The organism is Frateuria sp., from assembly GCF_035944355.1.
In the GTDB taxonomy this organism is placed as follows: domain Bacteria; phylum Pseudomonadota; class Gammaproteobacteria; order Xanthomonadales; family Rhodanobacteraceae; genus Frateuria_A.
In genome coordinates this window covers 66,539-84,270 of the sequence record NZ_DASZBH010000012.1, presented here as the reverse complement: position 1 = coordinate 84,270, position 17,732 = coordinate 66,539, and the positions used below count along the sequence as shown (strand labels likewise).

Annotated in this window: 15 protein-coding genes; 11 read left to right on the top strand and 4 right to left on the bottom strand. The window is 68.7% G+C overall.

Features of this window, described 5'->3' with window-relative positions:
* Positions 1 to 2: 2 nt before the first annotated feature.
* From VGU03_RS09350 to VGU03_RS09320, 7 genes are all read left to right on the top strand, one after another.
* Positions 3 to 227: a hypothetical protein gene (locus tag VGU03_RS09350; RefSeq protein WP_327480111.1), complete on the top strand. Its 225-nt coding sequence runs from the start codon at positions 3 to 5 to the stop codon at positions 225 to 227.
* Positions 228 to 416: 189 nt separating this feature from the next.
* Entirely contained in the window at positions 417 to 1,424 is a 1,008-nt protein-coding gene (locus tag VGU03_RS09345) for a ribonucleotide-diphosphate reductase subunit beta (protein ID WP_327480110.1), read from the top strand.
* Between the two features lie 31 nt (positions 1,425 to 1,455).
* A complete protein-coding gene (locus VGU03_RS09340; protein WP_327480109.1) occupies positions 1,456 to 1,626 on the top strand; it encodes a hypothetical protein in 171 nt (56 codons plus the stop codon).
* Positions 1,627 to 1,859: 233 nt separating this feature from the next.
* Positions 1,860 to 5,105 (top strand): TonB-dependent receptor, encoded by a 3,246-nt coding sequence (locus tag VGU03_RS09335; protein ID WP_327480108.1) that lies wholly within the window; start codon positions 1,860 to 1,862, stop codon positions 5,103 to 5,105.
* A 131-nt stretch (positions 5,106 to 5,236) separates the two neighbouring features.
* Positions 5,237 to 5,623: a BlaI/MecI/CopY family transcriptional regulator gene (locus tag VGU03_RS09330; RefSeq protein ID WP_327480107.1), complete on the top strand. Its 387-nt coding sequence runs from the start codon at positions 5,237 to 5,239 to the stop codon at positions 5,621 to 5,623.
* A 1-nt stretch (position 5,624) separates the two neighbouring features.
* The gene (locus tag VGU03_RS09325) at positions 5,625 to 7,553 is read left to right on the top strand and encodes a M56 family metallopeptidase (protein WP_327480106.1); all 1,929 of its coding nucleotides are present in this window, start codon (positions 5,625 to 5,627) and stop codon (positions 7,551 to 7,553) included.
* A 140-nt stretch (positions 7,554 to 7,693) separates the two neighbouring features.
* The gene (locus tag VGU03_RS09320) at positions 7,694 to 8,167 is read left to right on the top strand and encodes a nuclear transport factor 2 family protein (RefSeq protein ID WP_327480105.1); all 474 of its coding nucleotides are present in this window, start codon (positions 7,694 to 7,696) and stop codon (positions 8,165 to 8,167) included.
* A gap of 54 nt (positions 8,168 to 8,221) precedes the next feature.
* On the opposite strand, the gene VGU03_RS09315 is transcribed toward VGU03_RS09320, so the two are convergent.
* Both VGU03_RS09315 and VGU03_RS09310 read right to left on the bottom strand, forming a co-directional pair.
* On the bottom strand, positions 8,222 to 10,048 hold the full coding sequence (locus VGU03_RS09315) for a filamentous hemagglutinin N-terminal domain-containing protein (RefSeq protein ID WP_327480104.1): 1,827 nt from the start codon (positions 10,046 to 10,048) through the stop codon (positions 8,222 to 8,224).
* Between the two features lie 254 nt (positions 10,049 to 10,302).
* Positions 10,303 to 12,627 (bottom strand): S9 family peptidase, encoded by a 2,325-nt coding sequence (locus VGU03_RS09310; protein ID WP_327480103.1) that lies wholly within the window; start codon positions 12,625 to 12,627, stop codon positions 10,303 to 10,305.
* 144 nt (positions 12,628 to 12,771) lie between these two features.
* On the opposite strand from VGU03_RS09310, the gene VGU03_RS09305 reads away from it, so the two are divergent.
* Positions 12,772 to 13,515 (top strand): glutathione S-transferase family protein, encoded by a 744-nt coding sequence (locus VGU03_RS09305; protein ID WP_327480102.1) that lies wholly within the window; start codon positions 12,772 to 12,774, stop codon positions 13,513 to 13,515.
* A gap of 61 nt (positions 13,516 to 13,576) precedes the next feature.
* Here VGU03_RS09305 and VGU03_RS09300 read toward each other — a convergent pair whose 3' ends face one another.
* The gene (locus tag VGU03_RS09300) at positions 13,577 to 14,488 is read right to left on the bottom strand and encodes a LysR family transcriptional regulator (RefSeq protein WP_327480101.1); all 912 of its coding nucleotides are present in this window, start codon (positions 14,486 to 14,488) and stop codon (positions 13,577 to 13,579) included.
* 117 nt (positions 14,489 to 14,605) lie between these two features.
* Between VGU03_RS09300 and VGU03_RS09295 the strand changes: the two genes are divergently transcribed.
* The 3 genes from VGU03_RS09295 to VGU03_RS09285 all read left to right on the top strand — a co-directional run bounded on the left by VGU03_RS09295 (position 14,606) and on the right by VGU03_RS09285 (position 17,180).
* Complete coding sequence (locus VGU03_RS09295) at positions 14,606 to 15,598, top strand: aldo/keto reductase (protein WP_327480100.1); 993 nt, start codon at positions 14,606 to 14,608, stop codon at positions 15,596 to 15,598.
* 85 nt (positions 15,599 to 15,683) lie between these two features.
* Entirely contained in the window at positions 15,684 to 16,508 is an 825-nt protein-coding gene (gene queF / locus VGU03_RS09290) for an NADPH-dependent 7-cyano-7-deazaguanine reductase QueF (RefSeq protein WP_327480099.1), read from the top strand.
* Between the two features lie 72 nt (positions 16,509 to 16,580).
* Complete coding sequence (locus VGU03_RS09285) at positions 16,581 to 17,180, top strand: hypothetical protein (RefSeq protein ID WP_327480098.1); 600 nt, start codon at positions 16,581 to 16,583, stop codon at positions 17,178 to 17,180.
* Positions 17,181 to 17,283: 103 nt separating this feature from the next.
* Here the strand turns inward: VGU03_RS09285 and VGU03_RS09280 are convergent, their stop codons facing one another.
* Positions 17,284 to 17,730: a PA2169 family four-helix-bundle protein gene (locus VGU03_RS09280; protein WP_327480097.1), complete on the bottom strand. Its 447-nt coding sequence runs from the start codon at positions 17,728 to 17,730 to the stop codon at positions 17,284 to 17,286.
* Positions 17,731 to 17,732 lie beyond the last annotated feature (2 nt).

The window sequence follows — 17,732 nt, the reverse complement described above, 5'->3', positions numbered from 1 at the left end:
GCATGCGGCCTTATCGCAACCTGGATGGTCACTCGGGCGTCGCCGGCTACGAACTCGGCACGGACTGGATCAAGGTCCGGTTCGTCAACGGCGAGGACTACCGGTATTCGGCGGCCAACGCCGGCGCCGAGCATGTGCAGAACATGCAGATCCTCGCGCAGGCCGGCGAGGGACTGGCGACCTACATCAGCAAGTTCGTCCACGACGACTACGACCGCGAGGCTTGAAAGCCGCTCCCGCCAGGAGAGGGATGGGGGTGAGGCTTGGTCCTCGCCACCACCGTTCGCCCTGAGCGCAGGCGCGCCAGCGCCGAAATCGGAGGGCCCAGCGCCCACGCGAGTCCCGCACCCTCATCCGCCCCTGCGGGGCACCTTCTCCCGAAGGGAGAAGGAACAATCATGCCTACCGAGGCGCCCATGACCAGCCAACTGCTCGACCCCGGCTACGCCCTCACCCTGCGCCCGATGCGCTACCCGGCCTTCTACGAGATGTACCGCGCCGCCATCCGCAACACCTGGACCGTGGACGAGGTCGACTTCGCGCCCGACCTTAACGATCTGAACGGCAAGATGAATCCGGCCGAGCGCCACCTGATCCAGCGCCTGGTCGCCTTCTTCGCCACCGGCGACACCATCGTCGCCAACAACCTGGTGCTCAACCTCTACCAGCACGTCAACGCGCCCGAGGCGCGCATGTACCTCTCGCGCCAGTTGTACGAGGAAGCGCTGCACGTGCAGTTCTACCTGACCCTGCTGGACACCTACATCCCCGATCCCGCCGAGCGGCACAGGGCGTTCGCGGCGATCGAGGCGATCCCCTCGATCCGCGCCAAGGGCGAGTTCTGCTTCCGGTGGATCGACTCGGTCCAACACCTGCCTCGCCTGGATTCGCGCCAGCAGCGCCGGCAGTTCCTGCTCAACCTGATCTGCTTCGCCGCCTGCATCGAGGGGCTGTTCTTCTACGGCGCCTTCGCCTACGTCTATTACCTGCGCTCACGCGGGCTGCTGCACGGCCTGGCCTCGGGCACCAACTGGGTGTTCCGCGACGAGAGCGGCCACATGGCGTTCGCCTTCGAGGTCGTGCGCACGGTGCGCGCCGAGGAACCGGAGCTGTTCGACGCGGAGCTGCGCGCGCAGGTCGAGCAGATGCTGGAGGAGGCGATCGCCTGCGAGACGCAGTTCGCGCAGGACGTGCTCTCCGGCGGCGTGGCAGGGCTCTCGGTCAAGGACATGCGCCAGTACCTCGAGTATTGCGCCGACCAGCGCCTGGCCCAGCTCGAGCTGCCGAAGAAATACGGCGCGACCAATCCATTCGACTTCATGGACCTGCAGGACGTGCAGGAGCTGACCAACTTCTTCGAGCGGCGGGTGTCCGCCTACCAGGTCGGCGTGCAGGGCGAGGTGGCGTTCGACATGACCTTCTGAGAGCCGCACCCTCGCCCACCAGGAGACACCGATGGGCCTGGCCGATGTCACCGTGCCGTTCGACGGTCCGCAGCTGCGGATCAACGGCATCGATTGCCGCCATCCGCGTGGCGGCTGCGGCTGCGAGCGGGGCGACGTGCGTACGCACCTGGCTATTGCGCTGCGGCGGCTTCGGCTACCACCTGCGCGGCGCCGTGCGTGATCTTCCACCGAGGCGGCCCGCGTGCCCTGCGGCCAGGGCGCGAGGAAGACGGATTGACCCGAACAGGGGCTGAAGCGAGCGTAAAGATTTCGTTCGATTGTCATGTTGCGGCCCCTACAATACGCCGACTGCGCCCTGCCGGCGCCGTGCCCCACCGTGTCCGCCGCCTCCCCTGCGGGAGACGGCACCGCCGTGGGCACAGGAACGTGTCCGTCACAACCTTCGGGAAACCCATGAACTCCATCATCCGCGCGCGCGTCCTTCCGCTTGCCATCGCCTCGCTGCTGGCAGTGGCCCCCGTGGCCGCCCAGAACATCACCACGTCGGGAGCGCTAGGCCGCGTGCTCGATGCACAGGGCCAGCCGGTCGCCGGCGCCACCGTGACCATCGTGCACGAGCCTTCCGGCACCACCAAAACGGTGACCACCGACGCCGACGGCCGCTACGCGGCGCAGGGCCTGCGCGTGGGCGGCCCGTTCGCGATCAGCGTGAGCAAGCCGGGCCTGGCCGGCGCCGAGCAGGACAACGTCTACCTGCAGCTGGGCCAGCCCTCCTCGATCAACCTCACGATGGGCGGCGCTGAAGCGGCCGCCAAGACGCTCGGCGCGGTGACCGTGTCGGCCTCGGCGCTGCAGCAGACCTTCTCGACCGAGAACAAGGGCCTGTCCACCACCATCTCGCAGCGCCAGCTGCAGGCCACGCCGCAGGGCAACCGCTCGATCGACGACGTGGCGCGTCTGGACCCGCGCATCACGGTGACCGACCAGGGCACCGGCGCGATCTCCGCCGCGGGCATGAACAACCGCTACAACAACATCGCCGTGGACGGCGTGACCCAGGGCGACCCGTTCGGCCTGAACGCCAATGGCCTGCCCTACCAGAAGTCGCCGATCTCGCCCGAGACCATCGCCGAGTACAACATTTCGACCGCCAACTACGACACCTCCTCCGATGTGGTCGGCGCCGACGTCAACGCGGTCACCAAGTCCGGCACCAACCAGTTCCACGGCTCGGTCTATTACGCCTACCGCAACGCCAACCATTTGGTCGGCGATGCCGGCTGGCTGCCCAGCAGCGACCCCGGCTACCACTACAAGGGTTACCAGAAGGACGCCACCTACGGCTTCAACGTCGGCGGCCCGATCCTCAAGGACAAGCTGTTCTTCTTCGTCTCGGCCGAGCACGAGAAGACCACCGGCATCGGCGCGGACTCCGCCAACGGCCTGGACAACACGCTGGGCAACGGTCCCTCGACCAGCAACAAGGTCTCCCCGGGCGACCTGCAGAAAATCATCGACACGGCCAAGCAGCTGGGCCTCACCCCGGGCACCTTCGGCGGCCCGACCGGGCTGACCTACGACGACAAGCGCTACCTCGGCAAGATCGACTGGAACATCTCCAACAACCACCGCGCCAGCTTCACCTACCAGCGCACCAAGGAGCTGCTGCCGGCGGTGGGCGGCAACAGCCCGAGCAGCGTGGGCTTGACCTCCTACACCTATACCAAGGCGATCACCACCGACAACTACGTCGCGCACGTGTTCGACGACTGGACCGACAGCTTCTCCACCGAGGCCAAGGTCGGCTACCAGAAGTACCTGCAGGACACCACCGCGCCGTTCCAGCAGCCGGCGGTCAACGTGAACCTGTCGTCGACCGGCAAGGGCCCGTCGGTGAACCTGGGCGAGGAGCAGTACCGCCACTACAACCACATCGACACCAAGAAGCTCAGCGTCTTCCTGGCCGGCACCTACTACCTGGGTGACCACGCGATCAAGGGCGGCATCGACTACCAGCGCAACAAGATCAACAACCTGTTCGGCCAGGCCGAGTTCGGCGTGTACTCGTTCTGGGGCCTGGCCAACTTCGCCGCCGGCAACTACAACCAGTACTCGCTGTACCACCCGGCGCCGGGCTACACGCTCAACGACATCGCCGGCAAATGGACCTACAGCCAGGTCAGCCCGTTCCTGCAGGACACCTGGCAGGTCACCGATGCGCTGTCGGTGCAGTACGGCGTGCGCATGGACATCCCGCACTCCAGCGACCGGCCGGTCTACAACGCCGCCTTCGCGCAGGCCTTCGGCTATCCGAACAACTACACGGTCGGCTCGTCCAACCGCGTGGTGGAGCCGCGCGTGTCGTTCAACTATTCGTTCGACAGCCAGTACAAGACCCAGCTGCGCGGCGGCGCCGGCCTGTTCCAGACCAACCCGCCGACGGTGTGGATGACCAACCCGTTCCAGAACAACGGCGTCACCCTGCTCAACTACAAGTCGTTCAATCCGGCCAGCGCGCCCTTCAGCGCCGATCCGTTCCACCAGAACATTCCGGCCGGCGGCGGCGCGGGCTCGATCGATACGATCGACAAGAACTTCCGCCTGCCGACCGTGTGGAAGATGAGCCTGGCGCTCGACCGCGAGCTGCCCTGGTGGGGCCTGGTGGGCTCGGCCGAGTACCAGCACATCAAGGTGCGTGACGGCATCCTGTATCAGGCGGTGAACTTCGGCGCGCCGACCGGCACGCTGCCGGACGGCCGCGAGCAGTTCTGGAAGACCCCCGGCGAGGCGCCCAAGACGGCCGATGCGCTGGCCAACCAGAACCGCGCCTTCAGCACCGCCTCCACGCTGCTGACCAACACCAGCCGCGGCAAGTCCGACAGCCTGACCCTGGCGCTCAGCAAGCCGTTCTCCGACGACTGGTTCGGCAACGTCAGCCTGACCTTCAACCATGCCACCGACGTCGACCCGGGCACCGATACCATCGCCTACAACGGCTACCAGCGCATCGCCCGCCTGAACCCCAACTCCAACGTCGAGGCCACCTCCAACTACAACGTGGCGAAGGTGCTGAAGGCCTCGCTGACCTGGCAGCATGCGTTCTTCGGCGACTACAAGACGCAGGTGTCGGCGTTCTACAGCGGCCACACCGGCATGCCCTACACCTGGGTGTTCGCCAACGACGCCAACGGCGACAGCATCTCCGGTTGGGATCCGGTCTACATCCCGTCGGTCAACGACCCGAAGGTGGCCTATGCACCGGGCACCAGCCAGCAGGTGATCGACCAGTTCCAGGCGTTCCTGGCCAACGACAATTACCTCAAGGACCACCGCGGCCAGATCGCCGGCCGCAACGGCACGCACACCGCCTGGGTGAACGAGCTGGACATGAGCTTCTCGCAGGAAGTGCCCGGCATCTTCAAGGGCAACAAGGGCGAGTTGCGGCTGGACGTGTACAACTTCCTCAACCTGCTCAACAGCAACTGGGGCCAGCAGCGCAACACCGGCATCTACCCGACCCGCACGCTCGCCAGCTACGCCGGCGTGAATGCGCAGGGCCAGTACGTCTACTCGCTGCCCACCGACAAGAACGGCAACTACCAGCCGCAGCAGCTGCAGACCTACGACGGTGGCTTCTACGACCCCAGCCGCGTGGTCTCACGTTGGTCGGCGATGCTGACCCTGCGTTACTCGTTCTGATCCATCGGCTGCGGCCGAATCACGACGGGCGCCTTCGGGCGCCCGTTTTTTTTGCGCGGCATGCCACAAGTTCTATTGACTACAGATGTAGTCAAGACTAGTCTGACTACATCTGTAGTCAGGAGTCCGCCATGTCACGTCCCACCATCGGCGACCAGGAACTCGCCCTGCTCCACTACCTGGCCGAACACGCCCCCGCCTCGGTCGGCGAAGTCGCCGGCGGCTTCGGCGAGGCGCGCGGCCTGGCGCGCTCGACCGTGCTGACCATGATGGAGCGCCTGCGCGGCAAGGGTTACCTCAAGCGCCGCCAGACCGGCGGCCTCTACCGCTACAGCCCCGCCACCGCACCGGGCGAGGCGATGCGCCATGCGGTCGGCAGCTTCGTGGAGAAGACCCTGAGCGGCTCGGTGTCGCCGTTCGTCGCCTATCTGTCCGAGCGCGCGCAGGTCAGCGACGAGGAGCTGGCCGAGCTCGAGGCGCTGGTCGCCCAGCTGCAGTCGCGCCGCAAGGAGCCCTGACATGGACAGCCTGACCCGCGTCGCCGGCGAAATGGTCCAGCGCCTGGCCTGGAGCTCCCTGCAGGCCTGCCTGCTGATCGCCGCGGTGGCGCTGCTGCTGCGCCTGGCACCGCGGCTGCCGGCGGCCATGCGCAGCGCGCTGTGGTGGCTGGTCGGGCTGCAGCTGTTGCTCGGGCTGGCCTGGAACCGTCCGCTGGCGCTGCCGCTGCTCGCGCCACAGGCGTCCGAGGCCCCCGCGGTCGTGTCCACGCCGGACCCGCTGCCACCCATGCGGGCAAACATGTCGTCGCAGACGCTGCCGCTGGTCGCGCCGTCCCGCCCGGCGGCGCGCGGCGCCGGCTCGGTCCCCGCCTGGCCCTGGCTTGCGCTGTTCGCTTGGCTCGCCGGACTGGCTTGGCAACTGCCCCGGCTCGGCCGCCAGTGGCGCCAGGCGCGTGCGCTGCACGCCGCCACCGAACCGTTGGCCGACACGGCGCTGCGCGAGCATTGTCAGCGCCAGGCGCGTGCACTGGGCCTGCGCCGCTGTCCGGAACTGCGCCAGTGCGCGGCGATCGCCTCGCCGCAGGTCGGCGGCTGGTGGCGGCCGGTGGTGCTGCTGCCCGCGCGGCAGGCGCTCGATGGGGCCGAATGGGAGATGGCCGTGGCGCACGAGCTGGCGCACCTGGCGCGGCGCGACCTGTGGCTGGGCCTGGTGCCGGCGCTGGCGCAGCGGCTGTTCTTCTTCCATCCGGCGGTGCGCTGGGCGATGCGCGAGTACGCGCTCCATCGCGAGGCCGCCTGCGATGCACGCGTGATGCGCGACCACCCCTTGGCCGTGCAGGCCTACGGCCGGCTGCTGCTGCGGCTGGGCGTGTCCCACCCCCTCCACGCCGGCCTGGCCGGCGCTTCCCCCACGTTCGACAACTTAAAGAGGCGACTGCTCATGCTGCAGCAAAGCGTCAACGAATCGAACCCGCGCGCGCGCGGCTGGCTGCTGGTGGCCCTGGTCGCCGTCGCCGGCGTGCTGCCGTACCGCGTTACCGCCAGCGAGGGCAGCAGCGAGGCCCAGGCGACCGCACCGGTTGCCTCGGCGGCACCGGCCACCTCTGCCGCACCGGCCGCACGCGCAGCACCGGCCGCACGTGCGTTGCCCGCCGCACGCACCTCGGACGCACGGCCGACGGGGAGCTATCTGCCTCCGTTGCCGCCGCTCCCTCCGCCTCCGCCGGCGGCACCCCGTGCGCCGCTGCCGCCACCACCTCCGCCGCCTCCGCCCCACGGGCGACTGGGCTTCCACGCGACCCACAGCCACGTTTCCATCGACCGCGATGCGCCCGACGGGCTGGCCATGTTCGACGGCGACGATGCGTTCGTCAACGGCAGCGACCGCGACCTCGAACAGGCACGTCGCCTGCACCGCGACGGCCAGCCGATGCTGTGGTTCCGCCAGGGCGCCAAGGCCTATCTGGTGCGCGATCCAGCCATCATCCGCAGCGCCAAGGCGATCTACCAGCCGGTGACCGAGATGGCGAACGCGCAGGGCCAGCTGGCCGGCCGCCAAGGCGAACTGGCGGGACGCCAGGCGGGCCTGGCCGCCGAAGAAGCCGCTTACGCCCAAGAGCAGGCGCAGCTGGCCGGCGAGCAGGCCGAGCTGTCCGGACAGGCGGCGCAAGCCGGGGCCGGTCCGGACTCCGCCACGCAGGTCCGCGAGGCGCGCCAGCGCGCACTGGAGCAACAGCAGGCACAGATCGAAGCCCGCCGCGCGGCCAGCGAAAAATCGACCGCGGCGCAGCGCCAGGCGCTCGAAGCGCAGCAGGCCGAACTGGAACGCCAGCAGCAGGCCCTCGCCCAGCGCCAGCAGCAGGTCGGCCGCCAGGCCGAGCAGCAGATGCGCCAGTTGCTCGACCAGGCCGTCCGCAGCGGCAAGGCCCAGGCGGTCGACGCCGGCTGAGTTCGCGGGCACGCACGACGGACCACTCGTCCCGGCCGCGGTGCCGCTCGTCGGCGCCGCGGTCGTGTTCGTCACCGCCCACGCGACCGCAGGCCGTCGTCACGGCACGATCCGGAGCACCTCGTCCACCGGAACCGGCCATGTCCTTTCGCTACCTTCGTTCCATGCTTTGTGCCCAGGTCTGCGGCCTGTTGCTGGTCTTGAGTTTCCACGCGCATGCCGCCGGCGCCGATGAGGGCGCGCACACCAAGGCCGCCGTGCTGGCGGTGGAAGACCACTGGCTGCGCGCCGAAGGCACCGGCGACGTCGCCTGGCTCGCGCAGATGCTGCTGCCGGCCTACCGTTCGGTCGGCGCCGACGGCCGCGTCCACGACCGCCATGCCATCGTGGAAGGCGCGCGCAAGAACCAGGGTTCGGACCGCGCCATGCGCGAGATCGACGCCTACCTCAAGGCCCATCCCGCGGACACGCGCGTGCTGCTGGACGGCGACCTGGCGATCGTCTCCTTCTACGACCCGCCGCCCGCACCCGAGCACCTGCGCTCGTCGGACGTGTTCGTCTATCGCGACGGCGGCTGGCATGCGGTCTATTCGCAGCACAGCGCAATGAGATAGGCCCGCCGGGCGGCCACAAGGGCGCGGATCGCCGCGCCCCTGGCGGCGGCGATCCTAGCGGCTGGTGACGTACACCGCGCCGGCCTTCAGCTGTGCGCCCGGAGCGAGGGTGTAGTCGGAGCCGCCGCCGCTGGCGCGGCCGGTGGTGAGGTAGATCGCGGACCCCTTGCCCACGCCGATCACGTTGGCCGCCACGCGCACCTGCTGGCCGCTGAGGTAGGCCGTGCCGCTGTTGCTGCCGTTGGCGTAGAAGACCAGCGGCGTGGCGATGGTGAGCCGGCCCGTCGATGCGCCGATCAGCACGCCGTCCAGCGCGTTGGTCTGGCCGAGCGCCTTGCCTCCCGCCCACACCCGTCCGCCGAGGTCGACATTGGTCTGGGCGTTGATCCACAGACTGCGGCCCGCACTGGCATACGGCGCGCGCAGGTCCAGCACGCCGGTGTTGCTGAAGTTGCCGGTGGAGGCGTTGTCCTGCAGCCGCGCGCTGAAGTTGGCGTCGATCGTGAAATTGCCGCGGATGGTGCCCGCGTTGCTGATCGAGTAGTCGCCGTCGGCGCGGAAATTGGGCGATTGCGTGTCCGAGCCGGTGGCGATCTGGCCGAAGTCGGCCAGCAGGCCGAGGTTGCGGATGCTGCCGTTGGTGACCTGGGCGATCAGGTCGGCGTACAGCGGCTTGCCGTTGGCGGCTACCGCGCTGGTGATGCTGCCGCCATTGATCAGGTCGCCGCCGCGCACCAGCACGGCGCCCGGCGAGCCCTGGGTGTCGTTGGCGTCGACCAGCGCGATCGCGCCGGTGTTCACCAGGCTGCCGCGCGACACGTCCAGGTAGCTCACCCCCTGGATCCGGCCGACGTTGATGAACTGGCCGAACGAGCGCAGCGCGCCGGCCGCGGTCGGGCTGTCGATGCGGCCGCTGTTGACGACCCAGCCGCGCGAGGTGAGCACACCCTGCGTAGTGAGCAGCCCCTTGTTGTTGAGGGCGCCGACGGTCACGTTGCCGTTGGCGTCGAGGGTGTTCCGGTTTTCCAGCTTGCCGCGGATGGCGAAGCCATCGGCGAGCGTCAGCGTGCCTTGGTTGACGAGCCTGCCATCGACCTGCGCGCGGGCCAGCGAGAGCACGCCCAGGTTGGTCGCGCTGCCGGCGGACGAGAAGCCGTCGATACGGCCACGCTGGTGCCCCGAGACATTCAGCGCGGCGCTGCCGTTGTCGGTGCCGCCACGGCTCACGGCACGTCCTGCGGCCAGCTCCAGCGGACCTGCGAACGCGCCCAGGTCGACGTTGACGTTGCCGCCGCCGGCGATCAGCACCCTGCCGCCGCCACCGAAGGACGCGCCCGCCAGCACGGTGACGTCGCCGCCGCTGCCGTCGCGCACGATCGAATCGCTGGAACCGTTGAAACCGGTCGTCGCGCCCGGCAGCAGACGATTGCCGATCAGCCCGACCGTGCGGTCGGAGAGGATCTGCGCCTTGGCGCCGACGATGATGCCGTTGCCGTTGGCGACGAAGACGTCCGCACCGTGCGCATTGAGCGCGCCGAGGATCTGCGAGGGGTTGCCGCTGCTGTCGATGTTGAGCACGGCGGCGCCCGCGGCACCGCTGAAGTTCACCTTGGCGGCCGAGCCGATGTTGAAGCCGGCCACGCCGCCGGCGTTGATGTCGCCGCGCGCGTTGCCCTTGCCCCAGTCGATCACCGCCGGCCCGTTCAAGGTGAGATCCATGCTGCCGGCCGAAAGGTGGCCGACGCCTACCTGGCCGGAAACCACCCGGCCCTGGCCAGGCAACTGGGAGGCCGTGACGTTGGCGGCCCAGGCTGGGGCGCTGAGCAGGGCCGCGGTGACGGAAGCGGCCAGGGCCGTGAGAACGAGCAGGCGATCGCGCATAGGTACCTCTCCCCGCAAGGGGAAACTGCATGGACTGGGAGCGCCATCCACATGAAGATGACGCAATCCAAACGTCCCATTCAGTCCGTCGTCAGTCGGTGAAGCCGCCACGCGAGGCCAGGCCGGATGCGGATCGTGTGATCGCCGGCACAGATTCCTCTTGTTGACTCCGCTTGCCGTCCTGCGCGCGCGTTTCACAAAGCCGAAGGCCGGGACGAGCCCGGCCTTCGGTTGGATCCATCTGGCGTCCGGCTTCAGTCCTTCGGCGCGGTGAAGGCGAACTCCTTCGGAGGCGTGTCGCCGGCGAGGTAGGTCACGAAGTAGTCCCAGCGCCGGCGCATGGCATAGGCACCCTTCTCCATGCCATAGCCGTGGTGCACGTTGGGAATCATCAACAGGTCGAAGTCCTTGTTCGCCTTGATCAGCGCATCGGCCACCAGCAGCGTGTTGGACGGCGGCACGTTGTCGTCGATGGTGCCGTGCACCAGCATCAGCCGGCCCTTGAGCTTGGCTGCGTGGCTCTGGTTGGCCTGGTCGTCGTAGTTGGTGGTGCCGTCCTTGTGGGTGACCAGCGGGCCCTGGTACTTCTCGGCCCAGTCGTCCTCGTAGTTGCGGTTGTCGTGGTTGCCGCTCTCGGACCAGCCGACCTTGAAGAAGTCCGGATAGCGGAACATCGCATCGGCCGTGGCGTTGCCGCCGCCGGAGTGGCCCCAGATGCCGACGCGGTTCGTGTCGATCCACGCGTAGCGCTTGCCCAGTTCCTTGATGGCGGCGACCTGGTCGGGCAGCGTGTTGTCGCCCATGTTGCCGTACCAGGCATCGTGGAAGGCCTTGGAGCGCCACGGCGTGCCCATGCCGTCGATCGCCACCACGATGAAGCCCAGCTCCGCCAGCGCCTGGTTGTCGCCGCGCGAGGCGAGGAAGTTGCGCCCGCGCACCGAGCCGGTCTGCGGACCCGGGTAGATGTAGTCGACGATCGGATATTTCTTGTGGGCATCGAAGTTCGTCGGCTTGAACAGCATGCCGTACAGGTCGGTCTTGCCATCCCGCGCTTTCACGGTGATGGGGGTCGGCGGCACCCAGCCGGCCGCGCGCAGGCGGCTGATGTCGGCCTTGGCGACGGTGGCGAGCGTGCGGCCGTCACGGCTGTCGCGCAGCACGGTGACCGGCGGCTCGGTAGGCGAGGAATAGGTATCGACGAAGGCCCTGCCGTCCGGCGAGAGGGTGATCTCGTGGTTGGCCGCTTCCGGCGTCAGCAGCGTGGGCTTGCCGCCGTCCAGGCCGACCTTGAAGAACTGCTGGTAGTACGGATCCACGCCGTTCGTGCGGCCGACGCCGCGGAACCACACGGTGCGCGTCTTCGGATCGACCTTGAGCACCTCGGTGACGTTGCCCTCGCCGGTGGTGATGGCGTGCTTGAGCTTGCCGGTGTCCAGGTCGTACAGGTACAGGTTGCCCCAGTTGGTGCGCTCGGAGAACCAGATCGCCTCGTGGCTCTCGGGCAGGTAGAACCAGTTGACCTGGCCGTTGCCGCTTTCGTAGTAGGTCGGCACGTGCTCCTCGAACACCGTGCGCACCGCACCGGTCTTCGGATCGGCGATGCGGAACCATTCGTCCTTGTGGTAGCGCGAGGTGGAGACGAAGGCCAGCGTCTTGCCGTCGTTCGCCCACTTGACGTCGTCCCAGCCGCCGTCGGGACCGCAGCTGACGTCGTCGCACAGGGTCGAGCGGTGCTGGTCCGGCGGCATCTTCAGCCGTACCACCTTTCTGTTCGGCACGTCGATGACGACGCGCTCGATCATGGTCACGTCCTTGTCGCCGGCCAGCGGGCCCTTCCACTTCAAGAGCTCCGAGTGACCGACCTGCGTCTTGAGCAGGTACATGTCGCCGGTCTTGCGCTCGTCCTGCTGGAAGGTGGCGATCCGCGATGAGTCGGGCGACCACACCAGGATCGCGTTGTCGGTGTGTTTCCAGCCGGCGTTGTCGGTGGCGTAGCCGAAGTTCTCCACGCCGTCGGTGGTGAGCTGGGTCTCCTTGCCGGTGGCCACGTCGCGCAGCCACAGGTTCCAGCCGCGGATGAAGGCCTCGTTCTTCTTGTCCGGCGAGAGCACGCCCGGCTCCTTGCCGGCCTTCTTCGCCACGCATTCGCCCTGCGCGCTCTTGAGGTCGCACAGGTAGCGCTGCCCGTTGAGCTGGACGTCCAGGCGGCCATCGGCGGCGATCACGTATTCGCGGATGCCGAGCTTGTCGGCCTTGACCGGTTTGCTCCGCGCCTTGCCCAGCGCCGCGGCGAGGCGGGACTGGTCGAACGCGTCGGACGCCTTGCCGGTGGCGGCGTCCATCACGCGGTAATGATCACCCTTGGCATCGTGGTCGACGTACCAGAAGTGGCCCTCGTCCAGCCAGGTCACACGCTGGATCGCGTGGTCGACCAGCGGTGCGGTGTCGGGTCCCAGGAAGCGCTCCGCGCGTGCATAGTCGTCCGTGGTCAGCGTGTGCCCCTGCGCCCAGGCGCCGGTGGCCACCAGGCCAAGTGCCAGCGCGCCGGCCAGGCGCGAACTGCCGATCATCGATGCCATCTCGTGTTTCCCCTTGTCAGTACAGCCATCGGCCGATGCTAACGTGCCGGAAGTCATGGCACCCATGCCATTAGTGGGGGGCGTTGACGGCGTGCCCGAGGCGCCCTCACGCTGCCGGCTCCCCTCGAGCCTGCGGAGCGCGCCATGGCCTTCGTCGTGATCGGCAACTACCTCTCGCCCTACGTGCGCAAGGTGCTGGCGTGCATGGAGCTGAAGGGGCTCGGGTACGAGATCGACCCGATCGTGCCGTTCATGGGCAACGAGGCATTCGCGCGACTGAGCCCGTTGCGGCGCATTCCGCTGCTGCTCCATGACGGGCGCGTCTTGCTCGATTCATCGGTGATCTGCCAGTACCTGGAGGACATCCAGCCGACCCCGCCGCTCTACCCGGCCGATCCGGTCGACCGCGCGCACGCCCGCTGGCTGGAGGAGTACGCCGACACCGCGTTGGCCGATGCCTTGATCTGGCGGTTGTTCTACCAGAAGGCGATCCGCCCCTACGTGTTCGGCGAGGAACGCGACGAGGCGGTGATCGGCGAGACGCTCGAGCGGCACATTCCGCGGGCACTGGACTACCTGGAAACGCAGCTGCCGGCCGATGGCTACCTGTTCGGCGCGTTGTCGGTCGCGGACGTGGCGATCGCCAGCATGTTCCGCACGGCGGCCTTCGTGCGCTTCGCCATCGACGCCACGCGCTGGCCGCGCAGCGCCGCGTTCGTCGAGCGCGCGCTGGCGCACGAGGCCTTCCGCAAGCTCGCCCGGCTGGAGGACGTGATGCTGCGCCTGCCTGTTTCCGAGCAGCGGGCGGCATTGGCCGCGGCGGGGGCGCCGCTCACGACCGAGACCTTCGGCACGTCCGCGCCACGGCATGGATTGCCGCGCATGTAAGGCGTTTGCGCAGGCCGGTTCCAGCCTTACGCGAGGCCTGCGCCGAAGGGTGTCCCCACGGTCAGCGCAACGCCCCGAACTGCGCCGCCGCCCGTTCCGCCAGCCAGTCGATGAACACCCGCAAGCGCGCCGGCATCTGCCGCTGCGGCGGATACAGCACGGTCATCGGCAAGGCCGGCGGCCGCGTGTCCGGCAGCAGTTCGCACATGCGTCCATCGGCCAGCTCGTCGGCGATGCGGTAGTGGGAGAACTGCGCGATGCCCAGCCCCGCCCGGCAACAGGCGAGATACGCGTCGGCACCGTTCACCGTGATCCGCCCCGGCAACTGCAGCTCGCGCCGCCGGCGGCCGACCACGAACTCCAGCGGCTCGGGCCGGCGCGTGGTCGGCGAGGCCCAGTGCACCGCATAGTGGCCCGACTGCAGGTCGGCCAGCGTCTTCGGCTTGCCGTGCCGGCGCAGGTAGCCGGCGCTGGCCACGGTGATCTGCGGCAGCATGGCGATGCGCCGGCCGACCATGCCGGTGTCGCCCGGGTCGCCCACGCGCAGCGCGCAATCGACGCCCTCGCGCACCAGGTCGACGAAGCGGTCGCCGGTGCCCAGGTCCAGTTCGATCTGGGGAAAGCGCGCGAGGAACTCGGGCAATGCCGGGATCACCATCAGCCGGGCCAGCGCCGCCGACAGATCGACGCGCAACCGCCCGCGCGGCACGATCGACGCCTCGCGGAAGTTGGTTTCCACTTCGTCCACGTCGGCCAGCAGGCGCACGCAATGGTTGTAGTAGGTGTTGCCCTCGCAGGTCACGCGCACGCGCCGCGTGGTCCGCTGCAGCAACTGTGCGCCCAGCCGCGCTTCGAGCGCCTTGATGGTGTGGGTGACAGTGGCGCGCGGCAGGTCCAGATCATCCGCCGCGGCGGTGAAGCTGCCCAGCTCGACGATGCGGGCGTAAAGCCGCATGGCATGCAGGCGGTCCATTGTTGCTTCCTGTTGAAAGGTCTTGCCGATTATTGGGCATTTATCCGGTCGCCGCCGGCGCGCACGATGCGCACACCTTCCACGGCGTAGGTTCGCCATCTCTTACGGAGTAGCCCCATGGAAATGCGCACGCTGGGCCGCGACGGCCCCCGGGTTTCCGCCCTCGGCTTAGGCTGCATGGGCATGAGCGACTTCTACGGCGCACACGACGACGCCGAGTCGATCGCCACCATCCACCACGCGCTGGACCGCGGCGTCACCCTGCTGGACACCGCGGACATGTATGGCCCGCACACCAACGAGCAACTGGTCGGCCGCGCCATCAAGGGCCGCCGCGAACAGGCCTTCATCGCCACCAAGTTCGGCATCGTGCGCGACCCGGCCAACCCGCAGTCGCGCGGCGTCAGCGGCCGCCCGGAGTACGTGCGCACCGCCTGCGAGGGCAGCCTCAAGCGCTTAGGGATAGAGACGATCGACCTCTACTACCAGCACCGTGTCGACCCCAAGGTGCCGATCGAGGAGACCGTCGGCGCCATGGCCGAGCTGGTCAGGCAGGGCAAGGTGCGCTACCTGGGCCTGTCCGAGGCTTCCGGCCAGACCCTGACGCGCGCCTGCGCGGTGCATCCGATCGCCGCGCTGCAGAGCGAGTTCTCGCTGTGGACGCGCGATCCGGAGGAGAACGGCATGCTCGCCGCCTGCCGCAAGCTCGGCGTCGCGCTGGTCGCCTACTCGCCGCTGGGTCGCGGCTTCCTCACCGGCGCCATCCGCTCGCCGGACGACTTCGAGGCCGACGACTTCCGCCGCCACAACCCGCGCTTCCAGGGCGACAACTTCGCGCGCAACCTGGCGCTGGTCGATGAGGTGAAGAAGCTCGCCGCCGACAAGGGCTGCTCGCCGGCGCAGCTGGCGCTGGCCTGGGTGCTGGCGCAGGGGGAGGACGTGCTGGCCATCCCCGGCACCCGCCGCCGTTCCCGTCTGGACGAGAACCTCGGTGCGCTGGACGTGCGGCTGAGCACCACCGAGCGCGCCGCGATCGACGCGGTGTTTCCGCCCAATGCGGCCGCCGGCGACCGCTATGCCGGACCGTCGATGCAGATGGTCAACGCGTAAGCCGCCCCATGCTGGGCTCCGGAGCCCTCTCCCCCATCACTGGGCAAAGATGGGGGAGAGGGAGCATGGTCTTACACTGGCGGTCATGAGCACCCCCGAGCATTCCCCCCTTGGCAAGACCACCGTCTACGCCGACCGCTACGACCCTTCCCTGCTGTTTCCGATCCCGCGCGAACAGAAACGCATCGAGATCGGCGTGCACGAGCCGCTGCCCTTCGCCGGCACCGACATCTGGAACGCCTACGAACTGTCCTGGCTGGACCTGCGCGGCAAGCCCAGGGTGGCGCTGGCCGAATTCCGCGTGCCGGCCGATTCGCCCAGCATCATCGAATCGAAGTCCTTCAAGCTGTACCTGAACGGTTTCTCGCAGGAGCGCATCGAGCTCCCTGCACTGCAGGAGACGCTGGCGCGGGACCTTTCGGCCGCCGCCGGCGCGCCGGTGACGGTGACGCTCAGCGCGCCGACCGACCCGGGCCACGCCATCGTCGAGCTGCTAGGCGAATCGCTGGACGATCTGCCGCTGGACATCGACGACTACGGGCCGCCGAAGGCCGCCTACCTGAGCGCCAACCACGACGTCGCGCCGGTGGAGGAAACGCTGCTGTCGCACCTGCTGCGCTCCAACTGCCCGGTCACCGGCCAGCCGGACTGGGGCAGCGTGCAGATCGCCTACCGCGGCGCGCCGATCGATCGTGCCGGCCTGTTGCGCTACCTGGTTTCGTTCCGCAACCACAACGAGTTCCACGAGCAGTGCGTGGAGCGCATCTTCATGGACGTGATGGCGCATTGCGCGCCCGCCCAGCTGAGCGTGTACGCCCGATACACCCGTCGTGGCGGGCTGGACATCAACCCGTTCCGCAGCACCGATCCCAGGGCGCTTCCGGGCGTTACGCGCACGGCGCGGCAGTAATCGGCGCTTCAGATCGGCGACGTTAGCCTTTCGGGCCTGGCCGATCCGCGGCCATTGAACGGAAACCCCGCCATGACGATCCAAGCACGCTCCATCGCCCTGCGCGGCGCGGCCCTGGCCGGCCTGCTGCTGCTCGCCGCCTGCGGCAAGCACGAAGAACCGGCGTCCACCGCGCCGCCGGCAGCCAGCACGGCTCCCGCGCCGGCCCCGGCGCACACCGCACCGATGCCGGCCCCGGCTCACACCGCACCGGCGCCGGCCGCCACCGGCACGGCCGCCGCGCCGGCCAGCGCGGGCACCAGCGCCGGCGCGGCGCCGGCGTCGACGAACGTGTTCAAGGTGGAGGACGTCACGCTCGGCGAGGCGGTCACCGCCGGCTACAAGATCGCCAAGCCGACCACCACCTTCGAGCCCTCGCAGAACACCATCTACGCCAGCGTCGCTACTACAGGCACCACCGCCGGCGCGACCCTGAGCGCGCACTTCAGCTACCTCGAAGGCAAGGGCCAGGACGTCACCACGATCAGCCAGACCATCGCCACCGACGGCCCGGCCACCACCACCTTCAAACTGCGCAACCCCAACCAGTGGCCGGCGGGCAAGTACAAGGTGGAGATCGCCGTCGACGGCAAGCCGGTGACCAGCCAGACGTTCGAAGTGAAGGCGGCCTGATAGAAGCGCCCTTGCGGGCACCTTCCCGCGCGGTGGTGGATCCCATCGCCGCGCCCTTCCCCCGCGAGCGCGGGGGAAGCTGCCGACAGGCGGATGGGGGCGCCTAACGCCCGCCCTGCGCGGCGCGCTTGAGCCCGCTCATCTGCTCCTGCCCCGACCGGACCGAACGGTAGGCGTCGGCGATCAGCGCATGCGTGGGCGGGCTGACGTCTTCGTCCTCCAGCGCATCCTCGAACTTGTGCTTGATGTGGTCTTCGCCGCGTTCGACCTCGTCGATCACCGCGCGGTCGTCGTGCAGGCTCTTGCGCAAATTGGTGAACAGGCGGTGCGCCGAGGCGAGCGCGCTGCCTTCCTCCTCGGGCGTGCCGCCGAGCGCCTCGACCTGCTGCTGCAGCCGCGAGGCCACCAGGCGCCGCTCGGTGGCGCGTTCCTGAAAGGTGATGCCGAAGCGAGTGCTCTGGGTTTCCCTGGCGGCCTCGGCATAGCCGTCGGCGCTGTCGATGGTGGTCTCGATCAGGTCGTTGAGCACGCGGATGTCATGGTTGTGCATGG